Annotated in this window: 14 protein-coding genes; 5 read left to right on the top strand and 9 right to left on the bottom strand. The window is 49.8% G+C overall.

Annotation, left to right across the window (positions count from 1 at the left end; all coding sequences use genetic code 11):
- Positions 1-53 precede the first annotated feature (53 nt).
- On the bottom strand, positions 54-521 hold the full coding sequence (locus ABNT28_RS02515; protein WP_332923402.1) for a RidA family protein: 468 nt from the start codon (positions 519-521) through the stop codon (positions 54-56).
- A gap of 175 nt (positions 522-696) precedes the next feature.
- The gene (locus ABNT28_RS02510; RefSeq protein ID WP_348720961.1) at positions 697-4,347 is read right to left on the bottom strand and encodes a vitamin B12-dependent ribonucleotide reductase; all 3,651 of its coding nucleotides are present in this window, start codon (positions 4,345-4,347) and stop codon (positions 697-699) included.
- Positions 4,348-4,815: 468 nt separating this feature from the next.
- On the opposite strand from ABNT28_RS02510, the gene ABNT28_RS02505 reads away from it, so the two are divergent.
- The 3 genes from ABNT28_RS02505 to ABNT28_RS02495 all read left to right on the top strand — a co-directional run bounded on the left by ABNT28_RS02505 (position 4,816) and on the right by ABNT28_RS02495 (position 6,132).
- Positions 4,816-5,172 carry an NADH:ubiquinone oxidoreductase subunit NDUFA12 gene (locus tag ABNT28_RS02505; protein WP_348720960.1) on the top strand — a complete coding sequence of 119 codons (357 nt, stop codon included), beginning with the start codon at positions 4,816-4,818 and terminating at the stop codon, positions 5,170-5,172.
- A gap of 98 nt (positions 5,173-5,270) precedes the next feature.
- Positions 5,271-5,726: an outer membrane lipid asymmetry maintenance protein MlaD gene (gene mlaD / locus ABNT28_RS02500; protein ID WP_332924196.1), complete on the top strand. Its 456-nt coding sequence runs from the start codon at positions 5,271-5,273 to the stop codon at positions 5,724-5,726.
- Positions 5,727-5,748: 22 nt separating this feature from the next.
- The gene (locus ABNT28_RS02495) at positions 5,749-6,132 is read left to right on the top strand and encodes a DUF2155 domain-containing protein (RefSeq protein ID WP_332924197.1); all 384 of its coding nucleotides are present in this window, start codon (positions 5,749-5,751) and stop codon (positions 6,130-6,132) included.
- A gap of 1 nt (position 6,133) precedes the next feature.
- Here the strand turns inward: ABNT28_RS02495 and aat are convergent, their stop codons facing one another.
- The 6 genes from aat to ABNT28_RS02465 form a co-directional block, all read right to left on the bottom strand.
- Entirely contained in the window at positions 6,134-6,817 is a 684-nt protein-coding gene (gene aat / locus ABNT28_RS02490; protein ID WP_332924198.1) for a leucyl/phenylalanyl-tRNA--protein transferase, read from the bottom strand.
- A gap of 38 nt (positions 6,818-6,855) precedes the next feature.
- Positions 6,856-8,196: an acetyl-CoA carboxylase biotin carboxylase subunit gene (accC, locus tag ABNT28_RS02485; protein WP_332924199.1), complete on the bottom strand. Its 1,341-nt coding sequence runs from the start codon at positions 8,194-8,196 to the stop codon at positions 6,856-6,858.
- Between the two features lie 5 nt (positions 8,197-8,201).
- A complete protein-coding gene (gene accB, locus ABNT28_RS02480) occupies positions 8,202-8,681 on the bottom strand; it encodes an acetyl-CoA carboxylase biotin carboxyl carrier protein (protein ID WP_332924200.1) in 480 nt (159 codons plus the stop codon).
- 1 nt (position 8,682) lies between these two features.
- The gene (gene aroQ, locus ABNT28_RS02475) at positions 8,683-9,132 is read right to left on the bottom strand and encodes a type II 3-dehydroquinate dehydratase (protein ID WP_332924201.1); all 450 of its coding nucleotides are present in this window, start codon (positions 9,130-9,132) and stop codon (positions 8,683-8,685) included.
- A 136-nt stretch (positions 9,133-9,268) separates the two neighbouring features.
- Entirely contained in the window at positions 9,269-10,009 is a 741-nt protein-coding gene (locus tag ABNT28_RS02470) for a DsbA family protein (protein WP_332924202.1), read from the bottom strand.
- 94 nt (positions 10,010-10,103) lie between these two features.
- Complete coding sequence (locus tag ABNT28_RS02465; protein ID WP_332924203.1) at positions 10,104-11,483, bottom strand: M48 family metalloprotease; 1,380 nt, start codon at positions 11,481-11,483, stop codon at positions 10,104-10,106.
- A 249-nt stretch (positions 11,484-11,732) separates the two neighbouring features.
- On the opposite strand from ABNT28_RS02465, the gene ABNT28_RS02460 reads away from it, so the two are divergent.
- Positions 11,733-12,902, top strand: a complete 1,170-nt coding sequence (locus tag ABNT28_RS02460) for an aminotransferase class I/II-fold pyridoxal phosphate-dependent enzyme (RefSeq protein WP_332924204.1) — start codon at positions 11,733-11,735, stop codon at positions 12,900-12,902.
- A 67-nt stretch (positions 12,903-12,969) separates the two neighbouring features.
- On the opposite strand, the gene ABNT28_RS02455 is transcribed toward ABNT28_RS02460, so the two are convergent.
- Positions 12,970-15,510, bottom strand: coding sequence for a ribonuclease E/G (locus ABNT28_RS02455; RefSeq protein WP_332924205.1), 2,541 nt, complete (start codon positions 15,508-15,510; stop codon positions 12,970-12,972).
- Between the two features lie 515 nt (positions 15,511-16,025).
- On the opposite strand from ABNT28_RS02455, the gene ABNT28_RS02450 reads away from it, so the two are divergent.
- The gene (locus ABNT28_RS02450) at positions 16,026-17,453 is read left to right on the top strand and encodes an N-acetylmuramoyl-L-alanine amidase (protein WP_332924206.1); all 1,428 of its coding nucleotides are present in this window, start codon (positions 16,026-16,028) and stop codon (positions 17,451-17,453) included.
- The last annotated feature ends 80 nt before the right edge of the window (positions 17,454-17,533 follow it).

The following is a 17,533-nucleotide window of genomic DNA, read 5'->3' as shown; positions in this document are numbered from 1 at the left end:
GGTCGGATGATGCTTGATACCGCGATCATCTATCGACCTTCGGTCGGATGATGCTATGCAATCTCAAAAACGCCATCAATTTCGACAAGGCAGTTCAGCGGCAGGGCATTTGTGCCAACCGCGAAACGTGCATGACGTCCAGCATCGCCAAAGGCTTCGACCATCAGATCTGATGCGCCATTCACGATGGCAGGCTGGCCGTTGAAATCATCAGCCGAGGCCACAAAGGCACCAAGTTTGACCACGCGTGTGACGCGATCCAGATCACCGCCACAGGCAACTTTAACCTGGGCAATCAGATTGATTGCACAAATACGCGCCTGTTCAATCGCATCTTCGGGGGTGGCATTCTTTCCAACAGTGCCGGTGGCTGTCAGTTTGCCATCAACAAAAGGCACCTGACCAGACACGAAAACCAGATTGCCAGTTACCACAAAGGGGACATAATTTGCCGCCGGTGCCGGTGCATCGGGAATTGTTATTCCCATTTCGTTCAAACGTGTTTCGACCTTGCTTGCCATGATTTCAAGTTCCCTTATTTTCGATGAGGCTGATATAATTTATATGTCGAACGTCGCATAAACATTGGCTAAGGACAAGCCATTCTGGTGCCTGTTCTGCCCTAAATCAGATCAGAAAAAAGCCTCATACCCGGAGGTATGAGGCCAGTTCTGCAGGTTGCTCTGCAGGGAGAGACTAACTACATCCCGTGGTGCCACCACAGGTATTACATTTCAGGCAGGTGCCATTGCGAACAAGGGTGAAGTTCTGACATTCAGGACAGGCTTCACCTTCATACCCTTGAATACGGGCTTGCTGAACGCGTTCAATAGCAACATTTGATCCCTTGCCATCGCTGGTCACGGTGCCTGATTGGGTGCTGGCCGCCGGTGCTTCGGAGGTTCGCATAGTTGTGATGCTGGCGGTTTCTGAGACAGGTTCATTAACCGATTCAGCGATAGCCGCCGCGCCATTATTTGAATAAACAACCAGACCCTGTTTGCGGATAAAGCCACGGCTGGTGGCCTTGTTTACAAGCTCGGATTGGTTTTCGCCGCTTCCGGTTGTGGTTACGTCAAGATCTTCGCGATTCACATGCCCGAGATCGTGCCGATCAAGATATGAAATCGCTAGCTCGCGGAAGGTGTAATCAAGAATCGACGTTGACATCTTGATCGCATCATTACCGGTGACTATACCTTGTGGTTCAAAACGGGTGAAGGTAAAGGCTTCGACGAATTCTTCAAGCGGGACACCATATTGCAGGCCAATTGAAACCGCGATAGCAAAGTTATTCATCAATGAGCGGAAGGCAGCGCCTTCTTTGTGCATATCGATAAAGACTTCGCCGATCCGGCCATTTTCATATTCACCTGTCCGCAAATAGACTTTGTGCCCGCCAACGCTGGCTTTCTGGGTGTAGCCTTTGCGGCGATCAGGCAGACGATCACGTTCAGCGCGAACAATGCGCTCGACCACTTTCTCGATCACTTGTGGCGCGGCTGCGGCCATCGGTGTTGCAAGGGCGGCAACAGCTTCATCATCATCATCTTCAATGTCTTCGACAAGGCCAGATGATAAAGGCTGGCTGAGCTTTGATCCGTCACGGTAAAGGGCATTGGCTTTCAGGCCAAGACGCCAAGACAGCATATAGGCCGCGCCGCATTCTTCAACCGTGGCCGCATTTGGCATATTGATGGTTTTCGAAATGGCACCCGAAATGAAGGGCTGGGATGCAGCCATCATGGTGATGTGGCTGTCAACGGACAAGAAACGCTTGCCAATCCGGCCACAGACATTGGCACAATCAAAGATAGGCAGATGCTCGTCTTTGAGGTGTGGTGCGCCTTCGAGTGTCATGGATCCGCAGACATGTATATTGGCAGCTTCGACAGCGTCTTTGTCAAACCCAAGCGACTCAAGCATGTTGAATTCAAAGTCATTCAGCTGTGCATCAGAAAAGCCCAGCGTGTCTTTGCAGAAAGCATCGCCAAGGGTAAAGCGGTTAAAGACGAATTTCACGTCAAAGGCGCTTTCCATCGCGGCTTCGATTTTTGCCAGCTCGGCATCGCCAAAACCTTTGTCTTTAAGCGCGCTGACCGAAATCGACTGGCAGTTTTTCAATGACCCCGCACCAACGGCGTAATTGATAATGTCTTTGACCTGATCCTTGTCATAACCAAGCTTGGCCAAGGCCTCAGGCACAACACGGTTGATGATTTTGAAATAACCACCGCCCGCCAGCTTTTTGAATTTTACGATCGCAAAATCCGGCTCGATGCCCGTGGTATCGCAATCCATGACCAAACCAATGGTGCCTGTCGGGGCGATAACGGTGGCCTGCGCGTTGCGATAACCATGCTTTGTGCCCAGATCAACAGCCTTGTCCCACGCTGCCTTTGCGGCGGTGACCAGATTCTGGTCAGGACATGAGTCTGCGTCAAGCGGCACTGGTAGAATCGCCAGACCCTTATAGCCAGATGTTTTGCTATGCGCGGCCAGACGATGATTTTTCATCACCCGCAGCATATGTTTGGCGTTTTTCTTATATTGCGGGAAGGCGCCAACCTCAGCCGCGATTTCAGCAGATGTGGCATAGGATATGCCGGTCATGATCGCCGAAATAGCACCGCAGATCGCACGACCTTCATCACTGTCATATGAATGACCTTGCGCCATCAGCAAACCACCAATATTGGCAAAGCCCAGACCCAATGTCCGATATTCATAGGATAGCTGGGCAATTTCCTTTGACGGGAACTGCGCCATTAATACCGAAATTTCCAAAGTGAGCGTCCAGAAACGACAACCATGTTCAAACATGTCGATGTCGAATGTGCCGTCTTTCTTGCGGAATTGCATCAGGTTCAATGACGCCAAGTTACAGGCAGTGTCATCAAGGAACATATATTCCGAGCATGGATTTGATGCGTTGATGCGACCACCTTCGGGACAGGTATGCCAGTCATTGATGGTGGTGTCATATTGCAAGCCCGGATCAGCACAAGCCCACGCTGCATGGGCAATTTTTCCCCATAGATCTTTGGCCTTTATGGTTTTTGCAACACCATCATCGCGGCGTTTGATCAAATTCCAATCACCATCGTCAAGCACAGCCTGAAGATAGTCATTGCTGACCCGCACCGAGTTGTTTGAATTCTGACCAGCGACAGTCAGATAGGCTTCTGAATCCCAGTCTGTGTCATAGGTTTTGAATTCGATTTCGGTATAGCCTTGCTGAGCGAACTGAATCACGCGCTGGACATAATTTTCCGGAATCATCGATTTGCGCGCTGAGATGATTGCCTTGCGCAGAACTTTATTGATCTTTGGGTCAAAGCGCTCGTCATCATCCAGCCCATCGGTAATCTGGCAGGCTGCCATGACTTCGCCCATGTGTTTTTGCGCCAGCTTCGAACCAGCAACAAGCGCGGCAACCTTTTGTTCTTCAACAACCTTCCAATCGACATATTCTTCAATGTCCGGATGGTCGATATCAACAGTCACCATTTTTGCGGCGCGGCGGGTCGTGCCGCCAGACTTGATAGCGCCTGCCGCCCGGTCACCAATGCGCAAAAAGCTCATCAGGCCAGAAGATTTGCCACCACCGGACAGATTTTCACCCGAACCACGAAGGCGGCTGAAATTTGATCCTGTGCCTGAACCATATTTAAACAATCGGGCTTCGCGCACCCACAAATCCATGATGCCGCCATCATTGACCAGATCGTCACTGACGGACTGAATGAAGCAGGCATGGGGCTGTGGGTGCTCATAAGCGCTTGCCGAGCGTGTGAGTTTGCCAGTTTCAAAATCAACATAGTGATGCCCCTGGCTTGGGCCATCGATGCCATAAGCCCAATGCATACCGGTATTGAACCATTGTGGTGAGTTTGGTGCCGCCATCTGATTGGCCAGCATAAAACGCATCTCGTCAAAATAGACCTGTGCATCCTGTTCAGTAGTGAAATAACCACCTTTCCAGCCCCAATAAGTCCATGTGCCAGCCAGACGATCAAATACCTGCTTGGCAGATGTCTCACCTGTGAAACGCCCGTCTTCGGGTAATTTTGCTAAGGCAGCTTCATCAGGAACCGAACGCCACAGCCATGACGGTACAGCACTTTCTTCAACGCGCTTTAGGGCAGCAGGGACACCAGCCTTACGAAAATATTTCTGGGCTAGAATATCGGTAGCAACTTGTGAAAATTGTTCTGGAATCTCAACCTTCTCAGCCCGAAACACAATTGTCCCGTCTGGATTACGAATTTCACTGGTGGCGAACCGAAAAGATAAATTGTCATATGGGTTCGTTCCGTCCTGTGTGAATCGTCTTTCAAAATGCATGAAAAGTCCTCTGATGGGTTTAGGTTGATGCGCGATGGCAATTTTTCTTGTGATTTCTTTATGTTATGAAATCATCGTAATAATTTTGCACTTACCTACTACATGTAGCGGCCATTGAGCTATTAAACTACATTATGTAGGCCAACATGGTAAATAGATAAATGCCAAAAAAGCTCTTCTGAAGGCATTTTTTTTGTGTGACTCCCCGATAGGTTTTAAACATTTGATTCAATGATTCATCACAACTATATGAGAGACATAGAGTTTTGCTTTTTTGCTGTATTAGGCGCGTATGGCTGGTGATCGTTTTATTTTCTAAATATTTTTTGTGTTTTTGCTTTGTCAAAGTTTGTTTTGGCAAAAAAATGCCACCAATCGAAAAATATATATCCGCCTGTGTCGGCACACCTATGGACGCCGAAGTAACTTCTGGACTATATTCAGCCGACGAATAGAGGAAACGTACTTATGGATATTGTAACCTTAATGATGCTGAAGCTTACCGCCCGCGAAGTTGGTGGTGATGAACATGGCAACCGTTATTTTGAAGAGCGTAAAGCTAGGCGAGGTAAGCCGCCACGTCGTTACGTTCGCTATAGTGGAATGCCGGAGGCGTCAAAGGTACCTGCCGATTGGCATGGCTGGTTGCATCATACCGAAGATAGCCCGCCACCAAGTGGAGGTTATAAACGTCATGACTGGCAAGCCGATCATCTGCCAAATTTGACAGGTACGAAATTTGCGCATCGCCCTGAAGGTCATGTGCTGAAAAGTGGCAAACGTCAGGCTGCGACTGGTGATTATGAACCATGGACGCCTGTTTGATAATGCTGACTTGCAATGAAAATGGCGCATTTGATGTGTCGTTGCTGATGGATAACCCTTATTAAGCAGGGAGCCCTAATAAAGCAGGGAGATGGTAAATGCAGCGCAATACACTTGAGATGATTATGGGGGCTGTGGTGCTTTTTGCGGCCGCAGGCTTTGTCACACTTGCTTATGAAGCAGCTGACATTCAGGGCACCAACGGATATGAAATTCAGGCCGAATTTGGAGCGACTGGTGGGCTGTCGGTTGGTGATGATGTGCGTATTTCGGGCATCAAGATTGGCCGTATAACGTCCCAGACGCTTGATCCGGATACCTACAGCGCGCGCATCGCTATGGCAATTAATCCAGATATTACGATCCCAGCTGACAGTTCCGCACGGATTACGGCGGCGTCATTGCTTGGCGGTAATTACCTAGAGCTTATGCCAGGTGCCGACGAAGACATGCTGGCGCCAGGCGCTGTTATTTATGACACACGCGATCCTGTGAGTCTTACCGATCTTCTGGGCAAAGCTGTTTTCGCAGGGGCAGATGGTGGCACGAACTAGCGCCGCGCCGCGGTGTCTAAAAATGCGAAAAGCCAAACTTTTGGTTGTGGCAATGGCGCTGTATGCCAGTTATGTCATGCCTGTTGCGGCTGACTGGATAGATGGCAAAAAGGTTGTTCTGCAAGGACTGGATAAAATCACCGCCCGTATCACAACTCTGACGACGCCTATAGATGTGCCTTTGCGCTTTGGGACGCTGGAATTTACAGTCAATCGCTGTGCTTTCCGGCCACCAGAAGAACCCCCTGAAAATGTTGCTTTTCTGTCGATTCTTGATCGTGGACATGATCTGTCAGCAGAACCGAAACCAGTATTTACCGGTTGGATGTTTTCCTCTAGCCCTGCGGTATCGGCAATGGAACATCCCGTATATGACATCACCTTGCTGTCATGCCTAGCCAAATAAGCTAGCTATCTGTCGGCTTGGGAAGGGTGTCCAGAAACCGCATTGTTATTTCGTCTGACGTGATGCCAAGCCCAAGATCGGCTGATGCCTGCATGGCTTTTTCTAGTTTCTGTTGAAATATGTCACGCGAAATTTCGGTAATGCCGAATTGTATCAGATGCGGGTTGGTGAATTGCGCATCTAGTAATTGAAAGCCACCTGCCTTTAACCTAGCTATGAGATGCACTAGTGCTATTTTTGAGGCATCGGTTGCACGTGAAAACATTGATTCGCCAAAAAATGCCGCGCGCAAGGCCACGCCATAAAGGCCGCCAACAAGCCTGTCTTTGTCCCAGACCTCAATCGAATGTGCAAAGCCCATTTTATGCAGGGCAATATAAAGAGTCTGAATATCCTTGTTAATCCATGTGTCGGTGCGATTATTGGCCAGTTCAGCGCACCCGCTGATGACAGCAGGAAAATCGTGATCGATAGTGACTTTGAAAGGTTGCTTTCGGACCGTACGTTTCAGGCGACGCGGTATATGAATGCCGTTGCCGATGGCGTTATCAAGCGGAATCAGCGCGCGGGTTTCAGGGTCGTAAAATCGTATGTCATCACTGTCATGCGCGTCGGCCATAGGAAAGACACCAAGCGCATACGCCTTGATCAATGTTTCCGGTGCAAAAGCATAGGTCTGCGACATCCGGCTATTCCCCGAACAAAGTCCCATATAACGCGAAGCTAGTCAGCCAGAAAGACTTCTTCCAGCCAGCGGATATTATAGCTTCCGTCTTTGATGCCTTCGGCGTCAACAAGACGCATGTGAAGCGGCAAGGTTGTCGGAATTGGTTCGACAATAAATTCCTGCAAAGCGCGTTTTAAGCGGGCAAGACAATGGTCGCGATCATCACCATATACGATCAGCTTGGCAATCAGGCTGTCATAATAAGGTGGTACCGAATAGCCCGAATAAAGACAGGAATCGACACGCACGCCAGGACCGCCAGCGGCATGAAAGGCGGTGACTTTGCCAGGTGTCGGCATAAAGGTTTCGGGATGTTCGGCGTTGATACGACATTCGATCGCATGACCAGTGAATGTTACATCCTTTTGGGTAAAGGATAGATGCATGCCAGCCGCAATGCGGATTTGTTCGCGCACCAGATCAATGCCCGTGATCGCTTCGGTGATCGGATGTTCGACCTGCAAGCGTGTATTCATCTCGATAAAGAAAAATTCTCCATTTTCATAAAGAAATTCCATGGTGCCGACGCCAAGATAGCCAAGCTTGCGGGTTGCCTCGGCGGCAACTGTACCTATCTGATCGCGCTCTTTGGCGGTGAGCGCAGGTGAAGGCGCTTCTTCAAATAATTTTTGATGTCGGCGCTGAATCGAACATTCGCGTTCACCAAGATGCACCACATTACCATGTGCGTCGGCAATGACCTGAACCTCGATATGGCGTGGCAGGCCTAGATAGCGTTCCAGATAAACGGTGTCGTCACCAAAGGCAGCTTTGGCTTCGGCTCGGGCGGCACTGAAGGCTTCGGCAAGGTTGTCAGCGGTTTCGGCAACTTTCATGCCACGGCCACCACCACCAGACGCGGCTTTGACCAAAAGTGGATAGCCTACATCGGCAGCGACCTTGCGGGCCTCGTCAATTGTATGCACGGCACCCGGAGACCCCGGCACCAAGGGCAAACCAGCCGCTTGGGCAGTAATCTTGGCTTCGACCTTGTCACCCATTGCGCGGATATGGTGCGGCTCAGGACCGATAAAGGTTAGATCATGTGCAGCTACAATCTCGGCAAAATCTGCATTTTCAGATAGAAAGCCAACGCCCGGATGAACAGCATCAGCACCAGTAATAGCCGCTGCCGAGAGAATGGCCGGAATATTCAGATAGGAATCAGCACTGCTTGGCGGGCCGATACAGACCGATTCATCAGCTAGCCGAACAGGCATTGAATCGGCATCGGCAGTTGAATGGACAATAACACTGGGAATCTTCATTTCCTTGCACGCACGAAGTACCCGCAAAGCAACGTCACCGCGATTGGTAATAAGAATTTTTTTGAACATGATGCTTATTCAACAATAACTAGCGCTTCACCAAATTCGACTGGCTGGGCGTTTTGCACAAGGATAGTGGAAATTTTGCCTGCTTTTGGCGCGGTGATCGGATTCATCACTTTCATCGCTTCGACAATGAATAATGTTTGGCCAGCTTTTACCGTGTCACCTTCGGAAATAAAGGCAGGGGCATCAGGTTCTGGCGAGGTATAGACAGTGCCAACCATGGGTGATGTGACAGCGCCAGGATGGCTGGCGAGATTGGCGGGTGCTGGCGCTTCGGCGGCAGGTGTTGCGGCAGGTGCAACAGGCGCAGATACAGGCGGCGCAACCGAAGTGACAGGCATTACCCCCGTTACACGTGACAGGCGAATCGACACGGCCTCGGTTTCATATTCGATTTCCGCAAGTCCAGACGCATCCAGAATGTCAGCCAGTTCCTTGACCAGTTTGGTTTCGGATTTGGACGATGTTGATTTTGGTGCAGATGCCATTTTAGCTCTCCGTAAGCGTATCAGCGATAAAATTAATAGCCATGTAATAAGATTGTGCGCCAAAACCGGCAACAACACCTTTTGCAATGGCGGAAATTAGAGACACATGCCGAAAAGATTCACGCGCATGGACGTTTGAAACATGCACCTCAATCACGTCGCCATCAAATAGCGCCAGCGCGTCACGCAAGGCAACTGATGTATGTGTCAGACCAGCCGCATTGATGACGATCCAGTCATAGTTTCCGGATGCATTCTGAATTTTGGTTATCAGCTCGCCTTCGCAATTTGAATGAAAGCTATCCATGCTCATGCCAGCTTTGGCACATCGTTCAGCGCATCCTGCCACAATATCAGCCATCGTCACATGCCCGTAAATATCAGGTTCACGCGTGCCAAGCATATTTATGTTAGGGCCATTCAGGACCAAAATGTGTTTCGATTTCGTCATGAGCGTCACAATACACTTAAATGAGCCAATTGGGAAAGCCCTAGAACAAAATCTGCTCTGGCCGAGGGTGCGGGGGGGTCTGATTTCGGTTTTGCGGTATCATTTTTGGTGATCTTTTGGGGGCATGTTATGGCGTTTAGCCTTGTTTGGCACGTTCAACAGCGATTAAACGCCGGAATTCGTCAATATCAACCGCGCCGCGCACAATTGTGTCACCAATGACCAATGCAGGGGTTCCGGTTAGTTGCAACGCTTCGGCGGCTTGCCGTGTCCGTGCGATGATATTTTCAACGTAAGGGCTTTGCATGTCTGTTTTGAGCTGGTCAATATCGATAGCTGCCTCGGTGGCGGCGTCGATAATGCTTTGGGTGGTGATTTTGCCGCGATAGGTCATCATATTGATATGAAAATCGATAAATTTCCCCTGTTTTTCGGCAGCAATCCCAGCCTGTGCGGCGACCAGTGACGACTGGCTGAGAATCGGGAATTCTTTGATCACAAAACGGATATCACTATCGTCGCGCAAAACCTGCTGAATCGGTTCAAAAACGCGTTTGCAATAACCGCAATTATAATCGGAAAATTCGTAAATCACGAGTCCGCCATCGGGGTTGCCCATGACCGGATCACCCGCATCATCAAAAAGAATTTGCATGGCCATTGCCTGGCGCGCCTGATCTTCGCGTTTGGCCAGATCCATCAACGCATCGCGCAACAGTTCCGGATTCGCAGTGATATAGTCCCTGATGATAGCTTCAAAGGCCGCTTTATCGCTGTCCTTTACATCGGCGCTAGCAGAGGGGGCATGTCCGGCTGTCAAAACCGTAGCTGTCATCGAGATGACAAGCAGCATCACAAGCTGATAGATTTTGAACATTCAAGACTCCTGCACGCAATCAAGTGGTTTTAGTATGTGGTTTGGTTGCTGTTAATGTCTGCTTATAGCAAGCAAGCGGGTGTTTGAACAGCGATCATGGGTCTTTCGTGCCATAGCGGAATAAAATATCATTGGCGCGGTTTCTGACGATGTCGTCGAGATCGGTGCGTGCCAGAACCCGCTTTGACAAATGCACCGCGCGGGCATTGTCACCGACCAGCAAAGCTTCGTCAGCAAGACTCATATCAGCATAGGAAATGTGCCCTGACCGGCCATAGGCAATGGCAAGCTGGCGGCGAACAAAAGCCCATTCAGGTTCAAATGTAGCGGCTATTTCAATTACTTCAATAGCGCGGTCAAGCCGGTTTTTCTGATTTGTGGCAATCAGCGCACGGCCCAGATTCAGCAGAATTTGTGGGCTGTCGGGACGCGCTGATACAGCTGTTTCATAGGCACTGGCAGCATCACTGGCACGCCCCATCGACAATAATATGTCGCCCCGAAATTCATGAAAAAAAGCATCATCTGGCGCGCCTGCAAGAAGCTGGTCAATATGGGTTAAGGCCATGCCAAGATCACCACGCCGATATGATGCAATCGCATGGCCATAAATTGTGTTGACCGGATCGGGTTCCTGAAACCGCAAGACATCTTGCGGATTCTCAGTCCAAGCGCGCATTTTGGCCGCCATGCGTGCCATCAGGCGGTTTGTTCGGATTGGCAAAACATTATCGCTGGCCGCAGATTGATTGATATGATCTTGATAGGTGGTAAGCCGTGTTTCGGCGCCCGGATGCGTTGAATAATAGGATGATTGACGACTTTCGGGTAAGGCACGCTGGCTTGCCATGCGCTGCATCATGTCGCGTAGCCCCAATGCCGAAAACCCAGCATCATCAAGAATCTTTAGCCCCAGTTCATCAGCAACCGATTCATCACGGCGCACGGATGCCAGCAAATTACGTTGCGCCCGATCCTGACCACCAATCATCACGCCAACTGCGGCATCACTTGATCCAGTGCCCGCCGCCAGCGCAATCGCCGCTAATGCCGCCAGTGCCGACGCCGCCTTTGCATCAGCCACCGCTTCACCGCGACGCGGAACGTGGCCTGCAACTATGTGACCAAGCTCATGCGCCAAAACGCCAATAACCTCGTCCGGACTTTTGGCTTTGAGTATGAGCCCCGAATTGACGTAAACCGTGCGCCCTCCTGCAACAAAAGCATTATATTCAGGAGCAATGACAACGCGCACTTTGATTTCGTTAGTGCCAAAACCAGCCGCTTTGGCAAGGGGGCTTATGATCTCTTCCAAGCCCACTTCAAGTTCGGTGTCACGGATCAGGCTGGCATTAGCAGAGCTAAGGCTGGCGATGAGGCCAAAAGTCATAGCCACAAAAATGGCTGTTGTTTTGGTCGCAATCGGCCGCATTACGGTGAAACTGGCCACTATGAAAGAAGCTGCGCGTTGCATGAATGGGTGCCTGTCGAATCCTGCTGTCAATGCTGGTTTGTAAAATAATGATACAGTATTAAGCCGATCAAGGTTTAAAAGCATTATTAACAACATATGTGGCAAAAATAATCATATCTAAAAATTGGCTTAAAGTTTGCATAATAAATCATTTAGGTCTAAATATAGCACCCCAAACACAATTTTATGTCTTAAATATCAAATAATATTAATTTTAATTGCTTAAAATGATATATATAAAGAAAATCAATGACACTCAAATCAACCACTAGCAACCAGCTTCCTCCGTTTCTGGCCATGTCCATGATGCAGCGCACCCAAACTATGGAAGCCGCAGGCCATGATGTGCTTCATCTGGAAGTGGGGCAACCCTCAACGCCAGCACCCCAAGCGGTCTGTAGGGCGCTGACAGAATCTTTATCGACAACTTCGGCGCATGGATATTCGGTTGCCTTTGGTCAGACTGGTCTGCGCCAACGTATCGCCGCACATTATCAGGATTGGTATGGTGCGCGTCCTGACTGGCATAATATTGCGGTGACGCCCGGATCATCAATGGGGTTTGTCATTGCGTTTCTGTCAGCGTTTGATCGAGGTGACAAGATTGCCATCACAACGCCAGGCTATCCCGCTTATCGCAATATCATGGTGTCACTTGGCCTTGAGCCTGTTTCACTACCCGCACGGGCGGCACAGAACTGGATTGCCGATCTTGACGCGCTTGCCACTTCAGGTGATTTGCCTGATGGGTTGCTATTGGCCAGTCCAGCCAATCCGACAGGCGTGGTGATGAGCGATGCTGAAATAAAAGCGGTCTGCGCATGGTGCGACAAGCATCAGGTGCGTCTGATCATGGACGAGATTTATCATGGGTTATCTTTCAAAGGACCAAGCACGTCGGCATTTGTGCATAATAAAGACGCGATCATCATCAATTCTTTTTCCAAATATTTCTGCATGACAGGCTGGCGTCTGGGGTGGATGATTCTACCTGAAGATTTACGTGAAACAGCCGAGCGGCTTGCCCAGAATTTGTATATTTCGGCAACAACGCTGAATCAGCATGGCGCGGTGGCGGCGTTTGATTGCTATGATGAACTTAATGGACATATTGAACGTTATCAGGAAAACCGCGATATTCTTCTGCGGAATCTTCCCCCTGAATTTCTGGGTAATGCCGCCCCATCAGATGGGGCATTCTATCTTTATGCCGATATCAGCGCGTTGACGTCCGACTCGATTGCGTTTGCCAATCGTCTGCTTGAAGACACAGGCGTTGCTTGTACAGCCGGTGTTGATTTTGATCCTGAGGAAGGACAAAAATTTCTGCGTCTATCCTATGCAGGTAATACAGATGATATCCGCGACGCCTGTCAGCGGATCAATGACTGGATTCCGCGACTGGCCAAAAGCGCTTAATGGCATTGTGTTTAAAATAAAACGCCGCCAGCATAAGCCAGCGGCGTTTGGTAGCTGTTCGTCCAGTTTAACCGCGTGACCACCAGCCACGGCGGGTTTTGCCAGCTGGTTTGTCACCATCAACATCGACCACATCTTGTGGGGCTGAGCTGATCGGTGCCCGCGCATCGACGGTGGCGCTATCATTGTCTGCGCCATTATTTATTGGCGTAGCTGTTTCAACGGGGGCGCTGGCTTTGGTCGTGCTTTTCTTGGATGCGGCTTTGCGTGCCTTTTTCTTAGGTGCAGCCTTGGTTGTGCTATCAGTGTCAGCATCAGCAACCTTGGCTTTTTTGACAGCCTTGCTTGCTTTTTTTGCCGCCGCTTTTTTCGGTGCGGCCTTGGCAGGCGCGTCATCTGGGGCGTCATCCAGGTCTGATGTACCATTATCAGCCTTTGCCTTTGCTGCCGCCTTTTTGCGCGCTGGACGCTTGGGTTTCACGGTAGCTTCGGTGTCATCGCTAGCATTATCAGCGTTATCGTTGATTTGCGCTTCGGCATTGTCTGCTGAGGCTGTTTCAATAACTGCCGATGCGGCTTTACGTCCACGTCCGCGGCTTTTCTTGGCAGGTGTTTCGTCGGCTTTAGTCTCTGCGTCATGAGTGGCGTCGGCAGATGTTGCATTTTCGGAACTAGTATCCGATGCTATGGCCTGACCGTCACTATCGATATTTGTGCCATCATCATTTGCGGCAATGGCATTTTCATTGCCACGCCGACCGCGCCGACGTCTGCCACCACGACGCCCACGCCGCCGCCGCTTTGGTTGATCTTCATCTGACGCGGCATCGGTCTCACCAGCCTCGACAGTCGCCTGTGCGTCTTCATCTGACTTGTCCACTGTGCCGCCAGCATTGTCGTTTTTGGCGTCTTTGCTTTCGGTGTGAGCGTTATTATTACTATTATTATTGTTGTTGTTGCCTGATTTGGATGCGCGGCGGTTTTGCTGTTGCGGGGCTTTGCCTTGCCATCCAACACGTTCGATCCGGTATTCCGGCGAGATGAGCGTGTCGTCCGATAACAGCATGATAGTAATGTTGTAGCGGCTTTCCAGCTCGGCCAAAGCATCACGTTTGTGGTTCAGGATATACAGGGCAATGTCCCGATGCACAGTTATGTGCATTTCGTCCATTTTGCCTTTCTGAGCTTCATCTTCAATCGAGCGCAATGTTTGCAATGCGGCTGTATCGACTGAGCGCACCCGTCCAGTACCTTCACAATGTGGACATAGATCGCTGGTTGATTCATTGATGCTGAGACGCAAACGCTGGCGCGACATTTCGAGCAGGCCAAAATGGCTGATAGAGCCGATCTGGATACGCGCACGATCATTGCGCATGGCATCTTTCATGCGACGTTCGACTGCATGTTGATTGCGATTTTCTTCCATATCGATGAAATCAACAACAATCAGACCCGATAGATCGCGCAGACGTAACTGGCGGGCTAGTTCATCAGCCGCTTCCAGATTGGTTTTAAGTGCGGTTTCTTCGATATTACGTTCGCGTGTTGAGCGCCCCGAATTGACATCGACAGCGACCAATGCTTCGGTCTGGTTGATCACAAGATAGCCACCAGATTTCAAAGTCACTTGCGGGCTATGGATTGAGTCCATCTGGCTTTCAACACTGTAATGCTGAAATAACGGGATTTTATCCTCGTGTTTCTTGACCTTTTTCACATGGCTTGGGATCAGCATCTTGATGTGATTACGCGCCGCTTTGTAGGCCTCTTCGCCTTCAACCAGGATTTCTTCGACTTCGCTGGTATATATATCGCGAATTGAGCGTTTAATCAGATTGCCTTCTTCATGAATGATACAAGGCGCTTGTGATTCAAGCGTGCGTTCGCGGATGTCATTCCATAATTTTGATAGATAGGCATAATCGCGGGCAATTTCGGTTTTGGTGCGTTTGGAACCAGCAGTTCGCACAATAACCGCCATACCATCGGGAATATCCAGTCCACCAACGACTGTTTTTAGGCGTTTGCGATCAGCGATATTGGTGATTTTACGGCTTACACCGCCACCGCGGCTGTTATTTGGCATAAGCACGCAATAACGTCCTGCAAGCGACAGATAAGTGGTCAGCGCCGCGCCTTTGTTGCCGCGTTCTTCCTTTACAACCTGAACAAGCATGATTTGCTTGCGGGAAATGACTTCCTGAATTTTATATTTGCGGACTTTACGCGCGGGACGGATATCGTCTTCGTCACCATCGCCGCCACCAACAGTTTCCAGACCGTCTTCGGCGTCTTTCTCGTTATCCTCATCTTGTGCTTCGGCGCGATCAGCCGCCAGCAAGGCTTCGCGATCTTCGATTGGGATGCGGTAATAGTCCGGATGGATTTCACTAAAGGCAAGAAAACCCTGACGATTGCCGCCATATTCGACAAAGGCCGCCTGCAAAGACGGTTCAACCCGCGTTACACGTGCTAGATATACATTGCCTTTTAGTTGTTTCCGGTTTTCAGTTTCATAGTCAAAATCTTCAATGCGTGTTCCACTTAGAAGCACAACCCGCGTTTCTTCGGCTTGTCGTGCATCTATTAATAAGCGTTTGGTCATTCGTTTGTCTTTCCCCGGCGCTCGACATTAATATCCCACTGGGAGACAAAAATCTGAATGTTGAGGGCAGGTAATGTTGATTCAAACTGTTCTCATCAGCTTCAAACAGCCCAACATCCGAGCAAATGGCTCGATGACAATTTTCTGATGTTGTTGGTGCTAGCATGATGCAGTCCGAAGTTTATGTTATTAGGCGTAGCGCCGTTGGTAATTGATTGGTCTGTTTCAGTCGCGGGACGCTTGAAAAAGCTCTGGCATAACTGCGCCAATCATCCACCGGTGGCGGAAATTCATTGTTTTGGTACATTTCACGTGACGCTAAGTGCGACATTGATGCTTACCTAGTTAGGTTATACACCTGTGATACGGTTTTTGCCAATAGGGCAAATATGGCAAGCCATTTTAAGGGTGCGTAACAGGCTAATTGAGATATGTTGTTTTGACCTGAAAAGCATATATATTGGCTAAATTATGATGCTGGGTAACGATTCTCGATGCGAAAGGCATTTGGATATATGCTGAGATTTGATCTTTTAAGCTGTTCATTACATCTGATTTTATTGCCTGTTCGCTTGATGTTTGGCGCGACTTTGCGCGCGTCAATGGGGTGTTTGTGCTATGTGTTGCCTGTTTTGCTATCGTTTTTGGTGACCATTTTTGCTGGCGTTGGATTGGTGGCATCGCCAGCGCAGGCTGCGAATAATAACATCACGGCGATCCGACTTGGTGATGTGTCAATCGATGGCATCAAGGGGTTGCGGCTTGTTATCGAAACCAAAAATCCAGCCAAGGCATCAATGCTGTTGTTGGAACAGCCATTCCGGCTGGTGGTTGATCTTGAGCAGACTGACTGGCAGGCCTCAAATCTACCACGCATAGGAAAGCTGACGAAAGCACCTGCCAAGTCATACCGATTTGGCAATCCGAAGCCGGATACCGGTCGGTTGGTTATCGAACTGAGCGCGCCCGCCGCGCCGCGACGTATTTTTCGCTTGCCGCCATCTGCTGGAGGTCATCGGCTAGTTATCGATATGATTGATAATGGTACGACAGCTTTTACGCTGGCGGCGCGGGCGCTTGCCGCACGTCCGAATGTGGAAGTCGAGGCGATTGAAAAGGAGGCATCATCCGCCAATGGTGCCGATACGGTGCCCGTTACCAGAACAGTGATGGTGCCCAAAGCCAAGCCCAAGACCGATCCGCAACAAGCGCAAGGTGAACGTAGCATTTCGATGGCTGTTCCCAAAACCCCACCCAAAAAATGGGTTGTTTTTATCGATGCTGGTCATGGTGGCAAGGATCCAGGCGCGATTGGGCTGGCTGGAACCAAGGAAAAGGATATTACGCTTGCGGCGTCGCATGAATTGGCACGTCAGCTACGGGCAACAGGGCGCGTGATACCCATTCTGGCGCGCAAAGATGACCGCTATTTGAAATTACGCGAACGCATCAGGCTGGCGCGGGCAAAAAAATCCGACCTGTTCATATCGCTTCATGCTGATTCGGCGGCTAACAAATCAGCGCATGGGTTATCAGTCTTTACCCTGTCGGAAACAGCGTCGGATAAGGAAGCTGCCGCGCTTGCACGTAATGAAAATAAGGCAGACCTAATCGGGGGGCCTGATCTGGGGGTGGAAGATCCCGAAACAGCCAGTGAATTATTGCGGATGTTCCAGCGTGAATCGATGAATCAATCGACATATTTCGCCAGCGACATTCTGAGCCAGATACGCGATCTGCGAGGTGGTGACCGACGTGGCCACCGCTTTGCAGGCTTTGCTGTGCTAAAGGCGCCTGATATGCCCTCGGTTCTTATCGAGATGGGGTTTCTGTCAAACCGCAAGGATGAAGTTAATTTGCGTTCGCAAGCGTATCGCCGCTTGCTGTGTCAGCGTATAACCAAAGCCGTGATCAGCTATTTGCAGAAATATGGCCCTGCATGAGCAAGCGATTTATGTTGGCTGGCTATTTGACATCATCGCGACCATCTCTCATGATCGGGGCAGTTGTGGCAAATTCAGTG

The sequence above is a fragment of the uncultured Candidatus Puniceispirillum sp. genome (assembly GCF_963979125.1).
Taxonomy (GTDB): Bacteria; Pseudomonadota; Alphaproteobacteria; order Puniceispirillales; family Puniceispirillaceae; genus Puniceispirillum.
Note: the sequence above shows the minus strand (reverse complement) of the source record. Positions and strands in the feature narration are given on the sequence as shown.

Coding starts and splice junctions, on each gene's coding strand:
- ABNT28_RS02515 (WP_332923402.1), bottom strand. CDS start 521: ATGGCAAGCAAGGTCGAAACACGTTTGAACGAAATGGGAATAACAATT.
- ABNT28_RS02510 (WP_348720961.1), bottom strand. CDS start 4,347: ATGCATTTTGAAAGACGATTCACACAGGACGGAACGAACCCATATGAC.
- ABNT28_RS02505 (WP_348720960.1), top strand. CDS start 4,816: ATGGATATTGTAACCTTAATGATGCTGAAGCTTACCGCCCGCGAAGTT.
- mlaD (WP_332924196.1), top strand. CDS start 5,271: ATGCAGCGCAATACACTTGAGATGATTATGGGGGCTGTGGTGCTTTTT.
- ABNT28_RS02495 (WP_332924197.1), top strand. CDS start 5,749: ATGCGAAAAGCCAAACTTTTGGTTGTGGCAATGGCGCTGTATGCCAGT.
- aat (WP_332924198.1), bottom strand. CDS start 6,817: ATGTCGCAGACCTATGCTTTTGCACCGGAAACATTGATCAAGGCGTAT.
- accC (WP_332924199.1), bottom strand. CDS start 8,196: ATGTTCAAAAAAATTCTTATTACCAATCGCGGTGACGTTGCTTTGCGG.
- accB (WP_332924200.1), bottom strand. CDS start 8,681: ATGGCATCTGCACCAAAATCAACATCGTCCAAATCCGAAACCAAACTG.
- aroQ (WP_332924201.1), bottom strand. CDS start 9,132: ATGACGAAATCGAAACACATTTTGGTCCTGAATGGCCCTAACATAAAT.
- ABNT28_RS02470 (WP_332924202.1), bottom strand. CDS start 10,009: ATGTTCAAAATCTATCAGCTTGTGATGCTGCTTGTCATCTCGATGACA.
- ABNT28_RS02465 (WP_332924203.1), bottom strand. CDS start 11,483: ATGCAACGCGCAGCTTCTTTCATAGTGGCCAGTTTCACCGTAATGCGG.
- ABNT28_RS02460 (WP_332924204.1), top strand. CDS start 11,733: ATGACACTCAAATCAACCACTAGCAACCAGCTTCCTCCGTTTCTGGCC.
- ABNT28_RS02455 (WP_332924205.1), bottom strand. CDS start 15,510: ATGACCAAACGCTTATTAATAGATGCACGACAAGCCGAAGAAACGCGG.
- ABNT28_RS02450 (WP_332924206.1), top strand. CDS start 16,026: ATGCTGAGATTTGATCTTTTAAGCTGTTCATTACATCTGATTTTATTG.